Genomic DNA, 15,459 nt, shown 5'->3' with positions numbered 1-15,459 from the left:
TGGACGCTCCCGTTTGAAGAAGATGAGGGCTCCTGGGTGGAGTTCCTGGCCGACGAAGATGACCCGCTGACCGCGCTGGTCGCCAAACACGCCCTCAAGCCACTTCTCAATGCGCTTCCGGCCAGGGAGCAGAATATTCTGCTGTTGCGGTTTTATGGCAATCTGACCCAACGTCGAGAGCCGCTCCGGCAAAGGCGGAGACCACGATCCGACCTGTTGCTGCGGCTTGCAGATGGCCAAGATCACCTGAGTCTGCACTCGACCGCCGCGCCTGCCCGTGGCCGCGACCACGGATCCGAGGCGGTTCCACACGATGCACCATGCCCGTCCGCTTTGATCGCCGAGACGCTGTTCGTGGTCCGTCATTCTGCTCTCATGACCGAACAGAGATGAGGCAGGCAGGTATTTAACAATTCCCATGTGAGGAGTTGACTGATCCGGTAAAGGGAGGCGGATAAGGTATGGAGACCTTTTTGTCCGCTTCTGTGGTGGTCTGCACAGGATAAGTTCATCTATTTCGGTTCGTGGTTGGAGGCAGGATGTCGGACCCGCGGTTGGCGCTGCAGGTCGATGACTATCACGGCGTGACCGTCCTACGCCTGAACGGCGAGCTCGACCTGGGGACAGGGGAGGCTTTCACACGCGCCTGCGCCCAATTGCTCGTCCGCGACCAGGTCAAGATCGTGGTGGACGTGAGTGGGCTCGGCTTCTGCGACTGCAGCGGCCTGAGCGCGTTCATCGCCGAGCAGCGGGAGGCTGAGCGGCGTGGCGGCTACCTGCGCCTGCTCGGGGTGCACGGATCACTGGCTCGGCTGCTCACGCTCACCGACCTCCTCGACGCCTTCCCTCCGTACACGGATCTGCGGCAGGCCTGCGGCTGACTCACCTGGGCAGAGGCCAGTCTGCTGATCAGTGCGCGTCCGGCGGATGAATTGCGCGTGCCGCAGGCGGGCAGCCCTCGTTGGAGGCTCGTTGTGGGGTGCCGCCACAGACGCCCATCAGTCAGGCACCCAGGCCGCATCCCAACCCGGCCGGTGGCGGTAGCCGTACGCCAGCAGTCGCAGCGTCCGGCACGGCGGCACTGCGGGCTGGTACGGTGACGCCGGATCGACGGTCTGCTCAATGAACACGGGGCAGTGGAGCCCATCGCCACCCTTCGGGTCGTGCGCATCGAGCAGGGCCAGCTCGGCCTCACAGCGGGCGAGCACGTCTGCTGGATCGTGCAGGGCGATGCGGATTGCCTCAGCGGGCTGGAGCAGAGCGTCATCCTGGGGCCCGACGTCCGTGATGATCAGCAGCTCGTCCAGGTCCAGTCCGTGTGCGGTCGGCTTTCCCTCGGCGTTCAGCGTGGGCACATAGCGCCAAGTACGTGCGCCCGCCTCGTCCGCGGTCGCCCTGTCAGCCTCGATCTGCGTTCTCAGCCAACCGATCACGTCTCATCCGACCCGTCGTCCTTGCCGACGTCCGTCTCGGCGCCCTTGCCGGTGGTCTCGCCAAGGCCCGAGGAACCCGGCGACATGGCCGAGCCGATGCCCGAAGCCTGCTCAGCAGGGTTGTGCGCCGCATCGGGGGCTTTCATCGTGTTCCGTGTCACGCATGGCCGGCCGGGATGACGATGAGCAGGACGATCTGCTGCATGAGTTGGATGCCTCCCGCGCCGCCCTCCTGCACGCCCTTGAGAGGGGCGATGGCACGCGGGCGGCGACGATCGAGGCGGAACGGCGCACGCTCCACCGGACGGGCGCGCTGGCGCAACCGAGGTGTGATCGAGAGGCCACAGACAGGCCGTCTCCGGTCGAACCCGCCGCGGCACCGAGCACGGCACGTCCAGATCATCGAGCGTCTATCGACGTCGAGAAGGTCGCGCGTTGGGCTAGGCGCTTCAGGAGAGGGAGTATGCCCCTTGCCAGGACCCGATGCATGTTTACAGCGGTAGAGCCTTCACGACCTGGGGAAACACCGTCAAGATCATCCCGACCGAATCCCCGGATCATGGTCCTACGGCTGCATACGGAAGCCCTCGGCTGCCTATCAAGGTCCACCGAGCTAAAGACCTGCGGCAGGAAAACCGCAGGCCATCAGAGACTGAAACGCCTGGTCAGAAGCGTGCCCCCGGCAGGATTCGAACCTTCGGCACCCGCTTAGGAGAGCGGGTTCGCCCGGAAGGCTTTGAGCAGGTGGGCTCGCGTTCTGGCCACGGCGGGCCTGGACTGGGCGCCTGAGCGGACGGCGAGGTACCCGGTATTGATCGGCGGCTCCTCCGGGTCGGCGAGCGTGACCAGGGTGCCCGCGTCCAGGTCGCCGCGGCACAGGTAGGCGGGCAGGACCGAGACGCCCATGCCTGCCTTGACCGCGCTGAGCACGCCGCGCAGGTCGGGGATGACGATCTGGGCGGCCATCGTGGGCCGCCTGCCGAACACGCTCCGCCAGTAACGCCGCACGATGGGCAGATCCTCCGCATACGCCACCAGCGGCACCCCGGCCAGCGCGCGAGGGCCGACCTCGCTCCCGGCCGCCCGCAACGCCTCCCCCAGGGATGGGGCGGCGACCAGGACGAACTCCTCGTCGTAGAGGGGATCCGCGTGGACGCCGCGCATCCGGGGGCGGATCGTGGACACCACCAGGTCCAGGCGCCCGGCGGCCAGGTCGGCGAGGAGGTCGTCGGCCAGGCCGAGGGTCGTGCGGAGGCGGAGGCCGTCCCGTACCAGAGGGGCGAGCATCGGCATGACCACCTCGCACAGGAGCTCGGCCGGGCCGCCCAGATGAACGGCTTCGCCCGAGGGCAGCTCGGACCCCACCACCTCGTCCAGCGCGTCGAGTGCGGCCGCCACCCTGCGGGCCAGCTCGTCGGCCGCCGGCGTGGGCGCGACGCCGCGCGGCAGCCGGTCGAACAGCGGCCGGTCCAGCGCCGACTCCAGGGCCTTGACCTGCGCGGTCACCGCCGGCTGCGACAGGCTGAGCGTCTGCGCCGCGGCCGTGATGGAGCCGGTCCTGTGCACCGCGAGGAAGGTGCGGAGCAGGTCGAGCGAGAGATGCGACATATCACTATTCTGATGGCTCGACGCATGGCCGGTTATTTGTGGCTGATGGCCGCGGGGAGCGATGCTGTCAGGCATGAGCAAGCGCATCCTGATCGTATTGACCCGCCACGACGACCTCGGCGGCGTGGAGAAGACCGGATACTACGTGCCCGAGGCGGCGCACCCCTGGGAGATCTTCCGTAAGGCCGGACACGCGGTCGACGTCGCCAGCGTGCGCGGCGGCGAGCCGCCGCAGGACGGGTTCGACCCCGAAGACCCCGCCCAGGTGGCCTTCCTCGCCTCGCCGGACGCACGCGACACCGCATGCCTGGCGGACGTGGACCCCGCACGTTACGACGCCGTTCTCTACGCCGGCGGCCACGGCACCATGTGGGACTTCCCCGGCGATCCCGGCGTCATCCGCGTCGGGAGGGCGGTGTACGAGCAGGGCGGCGTGGTGGCCGCCGTCTGCCACGGTCCCGCCGCGCTGGTGAACCTCACGCTGTCCGACGGCTCCTACCTGGTGGCGGGCAAGCGGGTGGCGGCCTTCACCAACGAGGAGGAAGAGTTGCGCGGCGTGGCGCACGTGGTGCCGTTCCTGCTGGCGGACGAGCTGGTGGACCGGGGCGCCCGGCACGAGCCGGGACCGAACTGGCAGGCCCAGGTCGTCGTGGATGACCGCCTCGTCACCGGCCAGAATCCCGCCAGCGCCGCCCCGCTCGCCGAGCGGGTTCTCGAGCTCCTCGCCGAACGGCGGGCGTGAGGAGAACAAACACCGCCGGATGGCGGTTGTGAACCACGGGTACGGGCTCCGACTATCGAGGAGTAGCGCTCCGTGACCCCGTGGAAAGGTGCAGCGCATGGCATACCACCCCAACCTGGATCCGGAAATCCGTGCCGCGATCGAGCGGACGCCGCTGCCGGCGCTCGACATGCCGAGCATGACGTACGAGGAGCTCGACGGGTTCCGGGCGCAGATCAACGCGTTCCTGGCCGCCGCGCCGCCGGTCGACGCCGACGTGGTGATCGAGGACCGGCACGTGCCGGGACCCGACGGCGCGCCCGATGTCCGGGTCCGGATCTACCGCCCGGCGGGCGAGGGCCGAGACAGGGCCGACCGGCCGGGGCTCTACTGGATCCACGGCGGTGGAATGATCATCGGGGTGCCGGAGATCGACGACGCGATGATGATCGGCTACGTCGAGCAGCTCGGCGTCGTCGTGGTCTCGGTGGACTACCGTCTGGCGCCGGAGAATCCCCATCCCGCCCCGGTCGAGGACTGCTACGCGGGCCTGGTGTGGACCGCCAAGGCGGCGGGCGAGCTGGGCATCGACCCGGCGAGGATCGCCGTCGGCGGCGCCAGCGCGGGCGGCGGGCTCGCCGCGGCGACCGTGTTGCTGGCCCGCGACCGGGGCGGCCCCGGCGTGGCGTTCCAGCTGCTGGTGTGCCCGATGCTGGACGACCGCAACATCACCCCGTCCAGCCACGAGTTCGCCGAGGCCATCGTCTGGGACAGGTCGGCGAACCTCTTCGGCTGGACCGCGCTGCTCGGCGACCGGGTCGGCACCGACGACGTGCCCCCGTACGCGGCTCCGGCCCGCGCCACCGACCTGTCCGGGCTGCCGCCGGCGTTCATCGACGTCGGTGAGCTGGAGGTGTTCAGGGACGAGGACCTCGACTACGCGCTGCGGTTGTCGCAGGCCGGCGTGTCCACCGAGTTCCACCTCTACCCGGGCGCCTTCCACGGGTTCGACGGCATGGTGCCGGACGCCGAGCTCAGCAAGCGGGCCAAGGCGGCCAGGCTGGCCGCGCTCAAGCGGGCGTACGGCCTGTAGCGGAGTTCGCGCGGAGCCGGACCAGGGCGAGGGCCAGGTGGGCGCGCAGGCGTCCGGGCGCGTCGGCGAGCGAGAAGCCCAGCGCCGCCTCGGCGCGGGCGATGCGGGCGGCCATCGAGCTGTGGTGCAGGTGCATGGCGGTGGCCGCGCCGCGGATCGAGCCGGCCAGGCACAGTGCCCGCACCGCGGCCGTCGCCTCGTCGCCGAGCCGTTCCATCGCCCGGACGTCGGCCAGCCCGGCTGGCGCCGCCTCCGGCAGGTCGGCGAACAACGCCAGCGCGCCCAGCTCCGACCAGCGCATCACCCGGTCGTGCGGGCCGGTGAAACGCAGTGCCGTACGCGCGCCGGCCCACGACTCGGCCGCCCGCGTGCCGGGCAGCGCTGGTCCGATGCCCACCCGTGCCCCGTCGGGCAGCGCGGAATCCGACAGGTTGGTCGCCACCAGGACGGCCTCGGTGTCTCCGATCCTGGCCTCGCGCACCTGGTGGCCCATCGTGCGCAGCCCGGCCGCCAGCCCGTTGCCGGAGGGCAGCGCGATCGCCAAGGCCTGCAGCGGGGCGGAAGGGCTGAAACCGAGCAGGCGCAGCGCCCGGGCCCGCTCCGCCTCGCCGGTCTCGGCCGACAACACCAGCTCGACCAGCGCCGGGTCCTGACCCGCCTGCGCCAGGGCGGCGGCTCGTTCCAGCGTGACCTCGGCGGCGGCCGCGTACCGTTCGAGCACGATCTCGTCGAGCCCGTGCGCCGCGCCCTCGCGTTCCATCCAGACCGACCCGAGCCCGGAGCTCAGCTCTCTGACCTCGGCGGGGGACGTCGCGGGCGTGTCCACGGCGCCTCCGGGCGACGTGCGGGTGCGCCGGCCGGTGGCCGCGTCGAACAGGCCGACCGGGCACTGCGCCAGCCGCGCCGTGGCGGCCAGCAGCACGGGCACGCTCACATGGTCGCGTAGCAGCGAGTCGAAGTACGCGATGACCCGCACCGCGCTCTCCGCGTCGGCGTCCAGCGTGGACAGCCGCAGCAGTAGTCCCTGCACAGCCACCAGAGTAGTTCGGTGAACGGCGGCCTGGCGAGCAAACCAAGCGTGCGCTAGGTTGGTAGTCGTGGATCTCGACTTCTCCCCGGCCGAACGGGACTTCCGCGCCGAGGTTCGCGACTGGCTGAGCACGCACGCGCCGGGACCGCTCCCGTCCATGGACACCCCCGAGGGCTTCGCGGCGCACCGCGCGTGGGAGGCGCGGCTGGCCGACGCGCGGCTGTCCGTCGTCTCCTGGCCCGAAGAGCACGGCGGGCGCGGCGCCTCCCTGATCGAATGGCTGATCTTCGAGGAGGAGTACTGGGCCGCCGGCGCCCCCGCCCGCGTCACCCAGAACGGGATCTTCCTGCTGGCGCCGTGCCTGATGCGGTTCGGCACGCCGGAGCAGCGTGCGCGCTGGCTGCCGCGGATGGCCAGGGGTGACGACGTGTGGGCGCAGGCGTGGTCCGAGCCGGAGGCGGGCAGCGACCTCGCCGCGCTGACGTCCCGGGCGGAGCCCGTGCCCGGCGGCTGGCGGCTGTACGGGCACAAGACGTGGAGCTCGCGGGCCGCGTACGCCAGCCACGGGTTCGGCCTCTTCCGCACGTCGGGGACGCGGCACAAGGGGCTGACGTACTTCATGTTCCACCTGGACGACGTCGCGGTCCGGCCCGTCGCGCAGCTCGACGGCCTGCCCGGCTTCGCCGAGCTGCACTTCGACGGCGTGTTCGCCGACGAGTCGATGGTGCTGGGCGAGGTCGGAGAGGGGTGGCGGATCGCCATGGCCACGACCTCCTCCGAACGCGGACTGACGCTGCGCAGCCCCGGCCGCTTCCTGGCCACGGCCGACCGGCTCGTCACGCTGGCCCGGGACGCCGGCGACCCGGCGCTCGCCGATCGCGCCGCCCGGTGCTGGGTGGAGGCGGAGGCGTACCGGCTGCACACCTTCGGGACCGCACGCACGATCATGGCGGGGGCGGAGGTCGGCACGGCGGCCAGCATGGGCAAGGTCTTCTGGTCCGAGCTGGACCTGCGGATGCACGCGCTGGCCATGGAGCTGCTGGGGGAGCGGGCGGGGGAGACGCCGTGGCTGGACGGGTTCCTGTTCTCGCTCGCCGGGCCCATTTACGCGGGCACGAACGAGATCCAGCGCAACATCATCGCCGAGCGGGTTCTGGGGTTGCCGCGATGACCATGACCTTCGGCTTCACCGACGAGCAGCTCGCGCTCGCCGCGACCGTGCGTGACGTGCTCCGGGCGCACTGCCCGCCGGCCGCGTTGCGGTCGGAGCGGCGGCCGGGGTGGGAGCAGCTGGCCGCGCTGGGATTCTTCGGGCTGCTCCTGCCGCCGGAGAGCGACGGGCTGGGGCTCGGCCTGGCCGACCTGGTGCCCGCACTGGAGGAGACCGGGCGCGCGTGCCTTCCCGGGCCTGTCGTGGAGACCGCCGTCGCGGCGCCGTCCCTGCTGGCGGGGGCCCCGAAGCTGGCCTCAGGGGCCGTGTGCGTGAGCGTGCTGTTGCCCGGGCAGGTGTACGCGCCGGACGCCGATCTCGCCGACCTGATCGTCGTGGCCGGGAGCGACGGCCTGCGGCTGGTCACCAGGGAGTCGGCCCGCCTCACGCCCCGGCCCGGCGTCGATCCGTGCCGGCCGCTGTTCGACGTGGCCTTCGAGGACTCCGAACGGCTGGGCGGATCGGCGGTACCGGCGCTGCGGCGGGCCACGGTGGCGACCGCCGCGCAGCTCATCGGGGTCGCCAGGGAGCTGCTGGCGGTCTCGGTGGCCTATGCCCGGGTGCGGCGGCAGTTCGGGGCCGCGATCGGGTCGTTCCAGGCGGTCAAGCACCAGCTCGCCGATGTGGCCGTGGCCGTGGAGTTCGCGGCGCCGCTGGTGTACCGGGCCGCGCTGGCGGTGGATGGGGACGTCGCCACCGTCGAGCGGGACGTGAGCGCCGCCAAGGCCGCCGCTGGGGAGGCCGCCACGTTCGCCGCCCGGGTGGCGCTGCAGGTGCACGGGGCCATCGGGTACACCGAGGAGTTGGATCTCCGGTTCTGGATCGCCCGGGCCTGGTCGCTGTCGGCCGCGTACGGCACCACGGCCGCTCACCGCGAGTGCATACGCGCCGCCGTACTGGACGGCAACGTGCGGAGATACCCGTGAGGCGGGGCCGGCGGTGTGCTGAGGTGCCGGTGAGGCGCGGCGGCGGTGCGGGGAGGCTTTGGTGAAGTTCGGTGTGCCGCTCGGGCTGCTGCACCCCGCCGCGTGGAAGGACGTCGCGGTGGCCGCCGACGAGCTGGGGTTCGAGTCGGTGTGGCTGCCCGAGCACCTCGTCTTCGCCACGGATCTGTCGCTGGCCGCCTACCCGGGCACGTCCGCGCCGGCGATCAAGCCCGCGACGCCGCTGTTCGACGCGCCTGCGTACCTGTGCTGGCTGGCCGCGTTCACCTCGCGCGTCAGACTCGGAACGGCGGTGCAACTGCTCGCCCTGCGCCACCCGTTCGTGTCCGCGCGCGCCTTCGCGACCCTGGACGTGGTCTCGGGCGGGCGGGCCGTCTGCGGGGTCGGGGCCGGCTGGTACCGGGGGGAGTGGGAGGCGGCCGGGATTCCCTTCGGCACGCGGGGGGCGCGGCTGGACGAGGCGATCGAGGTGGTCAGGCGCCTCTGGACCGAGCCCGTGGTCGCCCATTCCGGGAGGTTCTACTCCTTCCCCGAGGTCGCCTTCGAGCCGAAGCCGGTGCAGCGGCGGCTGCCCGTGCTCGCGGGCGGCGAGTCGCCGGCCGCGCTGCGCCGGGCGGCGCGGCTCTGCGACGGGTGGATCAGCATGCCGCACACCCTCGAGTCGATCAAGCCTCAGCTCGACCGGCTCGGGGCCGGCGTTCCCGTGACCGCGCACGCCTATGCGCTGGCCTCGCCCGAGGAGGTGCCCGCCTGGGCGGCGCTGGGCGTCGAACGCCTCATCGTCCGCCCCTGGACCCGCGGCCGCGACGCCGTGGCCGGCCTGATCACCTTTGCCGAGCGGTACGGGGTCGGCGGCGACGGCTGATACGGCATGCCCGGGGCTCAGGCGCGATGGCGGCCCCTGCTGGGGCGTCCGGAGGAGGTGGCGCTGATCGCGCCTACCAGCTCGCGGTCGTGGTGCCGGGGAGAGGCCGGTGGGAACCCGGTCGTGCGGTGGCGGCGGCCGCGCGGGGGGAGGTCGGTGGGGAGGGCGGTGAACCGCTCCTCGGAGGAGGGACCCTGACGCCGGCGACGCCCTCGGTAGGACGCCGTGCCGATGTCCGAGGAGTTGAGGATGTCCCCGACAGGGACGGCGCTCCCGACCGGCGTGAAGGCGTCGAACGCGCTGGTCGCCCCCGGAATGACGACCCGCTGGAACGGCCCGGCGTCGACGATGACCGGACCGGCGTCGCGATCGGGCCGTACGGCGTGGCCCGGCCACCCATCGCGTCCGATCGGGCCCGCGCCAGGAGCCGGCGCGAACGGGTCGACGTCGCGGATGCGCTGCAACGGCCCCGTCTCGTCGGTGAACTCGAACCGGCTCCTGTCGAAGTCGGGCTCGACCGGATCGGCGTCGCGGATGCGCCGCATGGGGCCGGTTTCCCAGCAGGGCTCGAAGGGGCCGGTGTCGAGGGGCGCGTCGAAGGCATGCGTGAGTGGACGCGTGTCGGCGGCGGGGCGGTCGGCGGTCCGGCGCGGCGCGGCGTCCGCGAACGGGTCGAAGGGCCGGGTGCCGAGCAGCCGCCGCACCTGCTCGGACGCCTGACCGGCACCCGACGGCACGGAGACGCGGCCGGCCACGTGTGCTTCGGCGCCTGAGACAGTGAGCCCGGCGATCAGCTCGGCGTCGGCGGCGACGGCAGGTCGTTCGGGGGCGGCGGTGGGCTCGAGGGGGTCACGGAGCTGCGTGGTCCACAGAGGGGCGTCGGCGGGCGCGCCGGAGCTCGCACGGCGCCTGCGGCGGCGGCGTCGATGGTTCGCGGCCGGGCGGGCGGCCGCGTCGGCGGCCGTGGCGGTGGCCAGGCGTACCCGGGAATGGCGGGTCTTGGCGACGGCGAGCAGGGCCAGTGCGGCGATCAGGGCCGAGCCGATCAGCGTCGGGGAGTCCACCGTGGGCAGCGAACTGGTGACGGAGGTGTCGACGTGCGTGGGGAGTGGCTCGGCGGTGGCCGACGTGGTGTCGGCGGTGGACGGCTTGGCGTGCTTGCCCTTCGCGACGCCCTTGCCCGCGGCGGACGAGGAAGAGGTCGCGGCAGGTGCCGGAGCCGCCTCCTGGGTCTTCTCGGCGGAGGTCCGGGTGGGCTCGGGGCGGGCCGCGAGCGGAGGCTTGGCGGCTTCTTCGCGCTCGCCTTGGGGGAGGTGGGACGTGAGCGAGCCCCCCGGCAGCTGCAGCACGCCCACGTCGGTGCCGGGCCCGGGCGGCAGCGACGCCTGCTCCTCAGCCTTCTTCTTGGCCTCCGAGGCCTCCCGGGCCGCGTCCTCGTCCAGGCGGGCCTTGATCTGCTCCGGATACCCGTAGCCGACGACCTTGCTGGTGTCACGTTCCTTGCGTTTGGCGACGCCTCCGTCGATGTTCCCCTCGATGGTGAAGATCGTGTCGCCTTCGACCCTGGTGACAACACCGACGTGGTCGATGTTGTCGACGTCGTTCGACCCGCTCCAGTCGTAGTAGACGAATGCGCCGGGCTTGGGCTTCTTGCCCCAGGCTCCCTGCTCCTTGAACCACTTGGCGTGCGCCACCGTCCACGCGAACTGCCCGACCCACTCCTCGTAGCCGAGCTTGTGCGCGGCCCACGAAAGGTACATCTCACACCAGGGGGCGCCGCTGTAATCGGCGTCGAACTCGACGTTCTTGCCGTACCACTCGCCGAACTTGGTGTATCCGCTGGCCCTCTCGGCATAGCCGAGCTGGCCCTCGAGCAACTCGATGAACTTCTGCATCTCTGGCGTCATGGAAGCGTGGGGAAACCTTCCGGGCATGCCGGTTTTATCCACGCAGCCTTGGGTAAAGGGGGCAACCAGGGACACGTGTGACAAAACCGGAGGCTTGTCGCTGTCGGGACGAGCTGAGGCTACCGTGCCGTAAGTGCAGGTCAAGCACACACCAAGAGATGGTCACGTCTTGGTCAGCTACGTAAGCCCAGGTCAGGATGCTGCCAGAAATGTCCAGACAGGGGTGGTTTAACCCAAAAAGATCTACCTTGAGGTGCTAACTCAGTATCCCGCGCCGGTCAGCAGGCCGCCGTCCACGGTGAACTCGCTCCCCGTGCAGTAACTGGCCCGGTCAGAGGCCAGGAACGCCACCACATGCGACACCTCCACCGGCTTGGCGAAGCGCTTGATGACCATGGATTTGACGAACGCCTCCGCGTCCACTTCCTTTGCCATGTCCGGGTCCATGGCCATCGCGGTGTTGATCGCACCCGGGTGCACCGAGTTCACTCGGATCTTGAACCGGGCCAGCTCGCGGGCCGCCGACTTGGTGATGCCCCGGATCCCGAACTTCGAGGCCGCGTACGCCGACAACCCCTCGGCGCCGACGAAGCCCTCGATCGACGAGATGTTCACGATCGCGCCCCGCCCGGCCGCCTTCATGGGCTCGATCACCGACTTGATCCCCAGCCAGGTGCCCTTGAGGTTGACGTCGACGATCTGGTCGAAGTCCTCGAGCGACATATCGGCGATCCGGCGAAATTTCAGGATTCCGGCGTTGTTGACCAGCACGTCCAGCTTGTCGTGCAGCTCGACAGCCGTCGCCACGGCGCGCTCCCACTCGGCCGGGCTCCGTACGTCGTGGTGGACGTACGTGGCGCCGGTCTCCTCCGCCAGCGCCTTGCCGTCCTCGTCCAGCACGTCCCCGAAGACCACCCGCGCGCCTTCCGCGAGGAACAGCCGCACGTGCGCCGCGCCCATACCCCGCGCCCCGCCCGTGATGAGCGCGACCTTGCCGTCAAGCAGCCCCATAACGACCTCCAGCCGCGATGGCCCCAGCGATGGCCGCTGAGGCCGCCTCCATGGTCCGGTAGACGGGGATCCCGGCCTCCGCCGCGATCCGCCGCACCTCGTCCTCGACACCCGCGGGCGCGCACTCGCCATTCCTGGTGACCAGGGTGACCCGAGTGCGCGGCAGCGCGTCCTGCGCCCCGGCCAGCGCCCGCGTGTAGGCGTACAGGGGCTCGGCCGCGGTCCCGTACGTGAAGAACGCCTGAACGTTCACATGGGCCACGACGTCACGGCACGGCCGTCGCCGGACGATCGCGTCGATCACCTCCGGCACCAGCCCGGCCCGCCCGAGCGGCCCCACGGGCACCTCCAGAGGGTTGCCGGACGCCGCCACGCCGAGCCCGCGCAGCTCCTCCAGCACGTCGCCGGGCAGCGGGTCCAGCCGTACCCCGGCCGCGTCGAACGCGTCCGCCGCCAGCACACTCGCACCCCCGCTCGGTCCCACCACCAGCACCCCGTCACCCTCGGTGACGCGGGAGCCGTGCGCCTGGAAGAACGCCAGCGTCCCGATCAGGTCGTCCTGGCTGGACACCAGCGCGGCCCCGGCCTGCGCGGCCACCGTCTCCCAGATCCGCCGGTCGCTGACCAGGCCGCCGGTGTGCGAGGCGGCCGCCTGCTGCCCCTGCCCGCTGCGCCCGCCCACCAGCAGCACCACGGGCAGGTCGCTCGCGCGCAGCGCATCGTACAACTCCCGGCCGTCGCGCGGGTCCTCCAGGTACAGTCCGACGGCTCCCGTCTCCGGGTCGGTGGCGAGCCAGCGCAGCAGCTCGGCCGGGGTGACGTCGGCCGCGTTCCCCACGGTGACGACCCGGCTGAACGCCAGCCCGCGCTGTTCCCCGACCTTGATCACCTCCCCAGCGAGCCCGCCGCTCTGCGAGATCAGCGCGACCGATCCGGCGGGGCCGAGCCCGCCGCCGACGAAGGTCTGCCGGCCGCGCGGGCAGTAGACCCCCATGCAGTTGGGGCCGAGCAGGCGCGTCCCGGCCGCGCGGGCGGCCTCGACCAGCTCGTCCTCCAGCCCGGCGCGGCCCGCCTCCGCGAAGCCGCCGCTCATCACCTGCACGAACGGCACGCCTGCGGCCTGCCGCACCACGTCAGGGCACCGTTCGGCCGGTACGGCGACGAGCGCGTAATCGACATCCGCGTGCGCCAGCGACGGCACCGCCCGCACCCCGGCCACCTCATCCGCTTCAGGGTGCACGGCGACCAGCGGGATTCCGGCGGCCTTGTAGAAGTCGAGGAACATGTTCCCGAAGTTCGGCCTGGTGGTGGAGGCCCCGACCACGGCCACCGCCTTCGGCTCGAAGAGCGGAAGGAAGTCGGCGGTGTCCCGGGCGGCCGCCGGCTCCCCGGGCTCGGCGGGGACGTAGCGCGCGTCGACCGCCACCACGCCCGACGGGCCCGCGATGACCGGGTTCAGCTCGAACTCGCCCAGCTCCAGCCGCTCCCACAGCCCACCGGGACCGCCGACCGTCATGAGCAGCTTGACCAGGGCGTCCACGTCCACGGGCGGGGTTCCGCGGAAGCCGTGGAGGAGCGGAGCCCCCCGCAGTGAGGCCAGCATGCGCCGCGCGTCTCGCTCCGAGACCGGGCACAGCCCCAGCGCCGTGTCCCGCAACGCCTCCGTCCATATCCCGCCGAGCCCCGCCAGCAGCACCGGGCCGAACGCGACGTCCCTGACCACGCCCACGATCAGCTCCACCCCGGCGGCCGCCTGCTCCTCGACGAGGAAGCCCGCGACGCCGGGCAGTCTGGAGCGCATCTCCATGGCCGCCGCCGGCAGGTCCGCCGCGCGCAGGCCGAGCACCACGGCCCCGGCATCCGACTTGTGCACCAGCCCAGGACCGAACGCCTTCAGCACCAACGGCTCGGCGAGCCCCGCGGCAGCCGTGAAGTCCAGGTCCCCGCCCGCTGCGATGTCCAGGTCCCCGCCGGCCGGGATGTCCGGCTCCCCGCCGGTCGCGCCGTCCAGGTCACGGATGACGACGCCGCGCGGCACCGGCACCCCGGCCTCGCTCAGCAGCGCCTTGACCTCATGTTCGTAGACCTCGTGCTCGTAGACGCTCACGCCGGCAGGTGCCCGTACTGCTCGCGGATCTCCCGGCGCAGCAGCTTGCCCGGCCCGCCCGAGGCGTCCTGCGAGTGCGGCAGTTCCTCGGCCACCACGATGTGATCGGGCCGCTGATGGGCGGGGAGGGAGTCGGCCAGGGCGAGCGCCAGCTTGGAGGCGTCCAGCGAATGCCCGGCTCGCGGCACGACGGCCAGCAGGATCCGCTGCTCGGACGCCCCCTCGGGCACCCCGACCGCGCCGGCCTCGGCCACCCCGTCCAGGGCGGAGGCGGCCTCCTCGATCGCGACCGGCTGCGACCACACGCCGCCCTTGAGTATCGAGTCCTCCCGCCGGCCCAGCACGCGCAGCACGCCGTCGGCGGAGAGCGTGCCGAGGTCGCCGCCCACGTACCACTCGCCGCGCAGCACCTCCGCGGTCTTGTCCGGGAGGCCGTCGTACTCGGTCATCCGATGCGGACCGGCCAGGTTGATCTCGCCGACCTCGTCGACCACCCGGTTCCCCTGCGGGTCCGTGATCCGCACGGCGTTCCCGGTACGGGCCCGCCCGGAGGACCCCAGCGGCGTCGAGCCGTCGTCCACCCGCCCCATGCAGGTGTACGGGGCCTCGGTCTGCCCGTAGTACGAGAACACGCCCGCCTGCGGCAGCCTGGCCTTGATCCGGTCCAGCATGGTGGCGGTCAGCGGCTCCCCGCCCAGCATGATCACCTGGATCGACGACAGGTCCACGCCCTCGTGCTCCGCCGAGCCCAGCAGGGCGGCGTAGAACGACGGGATCTGGGACACATGCGTGACCCGTTCGCGGGGGACGACCCGCAGAAAGTTCGCCGGCCCCCAGTCCTGCTCCAGCACCAGTCGCATCCCCGCGTAGAGCGCGGGCCCGACGATCGCGGGGAAGCCGATGCCCCAGATGATCGCGCCCGTGCCGAACACCGAGTCGGGGCCGCGCGGCACGTCCAGCCAGATCTGCGCGGTCGCCAGCGACGACGCGTGCGTGTGCACGACCGCCTTCGGCAGCCCGGTCGTTCCCGAGGTGTAGTAGAGGGCGAGCGGGTCGTCGTGGAAGCCCGCCGTCGGCGGCTCCTCGTCGGATGCCCCCGTCAGGTCCGCCGCGTTGATCCACTTGGTCACACCCGGCAGCGACCCCTTGATCTGCTCCACCACCTGCTCGACCGTCGCGTCATAGACGAACGCCGTGCACCCCGAGGCCGCCACGACGTCACGCAACGTCTCCACCGGCCAGTACGGGTTCAGCGCCGCCGTGACCGCCCCGATCTTGGCCTGCGCCAGGTAGACCTCGGCCACCAGCAGCGTCTCGTTGAGCAGCGCCGCCACCCGCTGCCCCGGCGTGATCCCCTGGGCCAGGAGGGCGTTGGCGCGCCGGTTGACGTTCCTGTTCAGCTCGTCGTAGGTGAAGCTCTGCTCGCCGCAGTACGTCAGCGCCACCCGGTCGGGCGTGCGCATCGCGCCGGCGGTCAAGATCGCGTGGCCGTAGTTGCCGTAGGGTGATCGCGCCATGGGGGGTGCCTCC

General features: G+C 71.8%; 16 protein-coding genes. 7 read left to right on the top strand and 9 right to left on the bottom strand.

Features of this window, described 5'->3' with window-relative positions; genetic code table 11:
- The first annotated feature begins 36 nt into the window (after positions 1 to 36).
- The gene (locus tag OHA25_RS54220) at positions 37 to 393 is read left to right on the top strand and encodes a hypothetical protein (protein WP_327584650.1); all 357 of its coding nucleotides are present in this window, start codon (positions 37 to 39) and stop codon (positions 391 to 393) included.
- 146 nt (positions 394 to 539) lie between these two features.
- Entirely contained in the window at positions 540 to 881 is a 342-nt protein-coding gene (locus OHA25_RS54215; protein ID WP_327584649.1) for an STAS domain-containing protein, read from the top strand.
- A 117-nt stretch (positions 882 to 998) separates the two neighbouring features.
- On the opposite strand, the gene OHA25_RS54210 is transcribed toward OHA25_RS54215, so the two are convergent.
- The 4 genes from OHA25_RS54210 to OHA25_RS54195 all read right to left on the bottom strand — a co-directional run bounded on the left by OHA25_RS54210 (position 999) and on the right by OHA25_RS54195 (position 3,041).
- Positions 999 to 1,433 (bottom strand): DUF6221 family protein, encoded by a 435-nt coding sequence (locus OHA25_RS54210; protein ID WP_327584648.1) that lies wholly within the window; start codon positions 1,431 to 1,433, stop codon positions 999 to 1,001.
- On the bottom strand, positions 1,430 to 1,579 hold the full coding sequence (locus OHA25_RS54205; RefSeq protein ID WP_327584647.1) for a hypothetical protein: 150 nt from the start codon (positions 1,577 to 1,579) through the stop codon (positions 1,430 to 1,432). Before OHA25_RS54205 ends, OHA25_RS54210 begins: the two co-directional genes overlap by 4 nt.
- A gap of 11 nt (positions 1,580 to 1,590) precedes the next feature.
- Positions 1,591 to 1,755: a hypothetical protein gene (locus OHA25_RS54200; protein WP_327584646.1), complete on the bottom strand. Its 165-nt coding sequence runs from the start codon at positions 1,753 to 1,755 to the stop codon at positions 1,591 to 1,593.
- Positions 1,756 to 2,141: 386 nt separating this feature from the next.
- The gene (locus OHA25_RS54195) at positions 2,142 to 3,041 is read right to left on the bottom strand and encodes a LysR family transcriptional regulator (protein WP_327584645.1); all 900 of its coding nucleotides are present in this window, start codon (positions 3,039 to 3,041) and stop codon (positions 2,142 to 2,144) included.
- 73 nt (positions 3,042 to 3,114) lie between these two features.
- On the opposite strand from OHA25_RS54195, the gene OHA25_RS54190 reads away from it, so the two are divergent.
- The gene (locus OHA25_RS54190; protein ID WP_327584644.1) at positions 3,115 to 3,783 is read left to right on the top strand and encodes a type 1 glutamine amidotransferase domain-containing protein; all 669 of its coding nucleotides are present in this window, start codon (positions 3,115 to 3,117) and stop codon (positions 3,781 to 3,783) included.
- Between the two features lie 97 nt (positions 3,784 to 3,880).
- Positions 3,881 to 4,855, top strand: coding sequence for an alpha/beta hydrolase (locus OHA25_RS54185; protein WP_327584643.1), 975 nt, complete (start codon positions 3,881 to 3,883; stop codon positions 4,853 to 4,855).
- Here OHA25_RS54185 and OHA25_RS54180 read toward each other — a convergent pair.
- Complete coding sequence (locus OHA25_RS54180) at positions 4,833 to 5,885, bottom strand: helix-turn-helix domain-containing protein (protein WP_327584642.1); 1,053 nt, start codon at positions 5,883 to 5,885, stop codon at positions 4,833 to 4,835. The genes OHA25_RS54185 and OHA25_RS54180 overlap by 23 nt on opposite strands.
- A gap of 67 nt (positions 5,886 to 5,952) precedes the next feature.
- On the opposite strand from OHA25_RS54180, the gene OHA25_RS54175 reads away from it, so the two are divergent.
- The 3 genes from OHA25_RS54175 (at position 5,953) to OHA25_RS54165 (ending at position 8,904) form a co-directional block, all read left to right on the top strand.
- Positions 5,953 to 7,056 (top strand): acyl-CoA dehydrogenase family protein, encoded by a 1,104-nt coding sequence (locus tag OHA25_RS54175; protein WP_327584641.1) that lies wholly within the window; start codon positions 5,953 to 5,955, stop codon positions 7,054 to 7,056.
- A complete protein-coding gene (locus tag OHA25_RS54170; RefSeq protein ID WP_327584640.1) occupies positions 7,053 to 8,021 on the top strand; it encodes an acyl-CoA dehydrogenase family protein in 969 nt (322 codons plus the stop codon). Before OHA25_RS54175 ends, OHA25_RS54170 begins: the two co-directional genes overlap by 4 nt.
- A 61-nt stretch (positions 8,022 to 8,082) precedes the next feature.
- Positions 8,083 to 8,904, top strand: coding sequence for a TIGR03619 family F420-dependent LLM class oxidoreductase (locus OHA25_RS54165; RefSeq protein WP_327584639.1), 822 nt, complete (start codon positions 8,083 to 8,085; stop codon positions 8,902 to 8,904).
- A gap of 17 nt (positions 8,905 to 8,921) precedes the next feature.
- On the opposite strand, the gene OHA25_RS54160 is transcribed toward OHA25_RS54165, so the two are convergent.
- From OHA25_RS54160 to OHA25_RS54145, 4 genes are all read right to left on the bottom strand, one after another.
- Positions 8,922 to 10,799 (bottom strand): CHAP domain-containing protein, encoded by a 1,878-nt coding sequence (locus OHA25_RS54160; protein ID WP_327584638.1) that lies wholly within the window; start codon positions 10,797 to 10,799, stop codon positions 8,922 to 8,924.
- A 273-nt stretch (positions 10,800 to 11,072) separates the two neighbouring features.
- Positions 11,073 to 11,822: a glucose 1-dehydrogenase gene (locus OHA25_RS54155; protein ID WP_327584637.1), complete on the bottom strand. Its 750-nt coding sequence runs from the start codon at positions 11,820 to 11,822 to the stop codon at positions 11,073 to 11,075.
- On the bottom strand, positions 11,809 to 13,929 hold the full coding sequence (locus OHA25_RS54150) for an acetate--CoA ligase family protein (RefSeq protein WP_327584636.1): 2,121 nt from the start codon (positions 13,927 to 13,929) through the stop codon (positions 11,809 to 11,811). Before OHA25_RS54150 ends, OHA25_RS54155 begins: the two co-directional genes overlap by 14 nt.
- Positions 13,926 to 15,446, bottom strand: coding sequence for a class I adenylate-forming enzyme family protein (locus OHA25_RS54145; RefSeq protein ID WP_305923120.1), 1,521 nt, complete (start codon positions 15,444 to 15,446; stop codon positions 13,926 to 13,928). The genes OHA25_RS54150 and OHA25_RS54145 overlap by 4 nt, the downstream gene beginning before the upstream one ends.
- Positions 15,447 to 15,459 lie beyond the last annotated feature (13 nt).

The organism is Nonomuraea sp. NBC_00507, from assembly GCF_036013525.1.
GTDB lineage: Bacteria > Actinomycetota > Actinomycetes > Streptosporangiales > Streptosporangiaceae > Nonomuraea.
The sequence above is the reverse complement of the archived record's forward strand: the minus strand, read 5'-3'. Positions and strand labels throughout refer to the sequence as shown.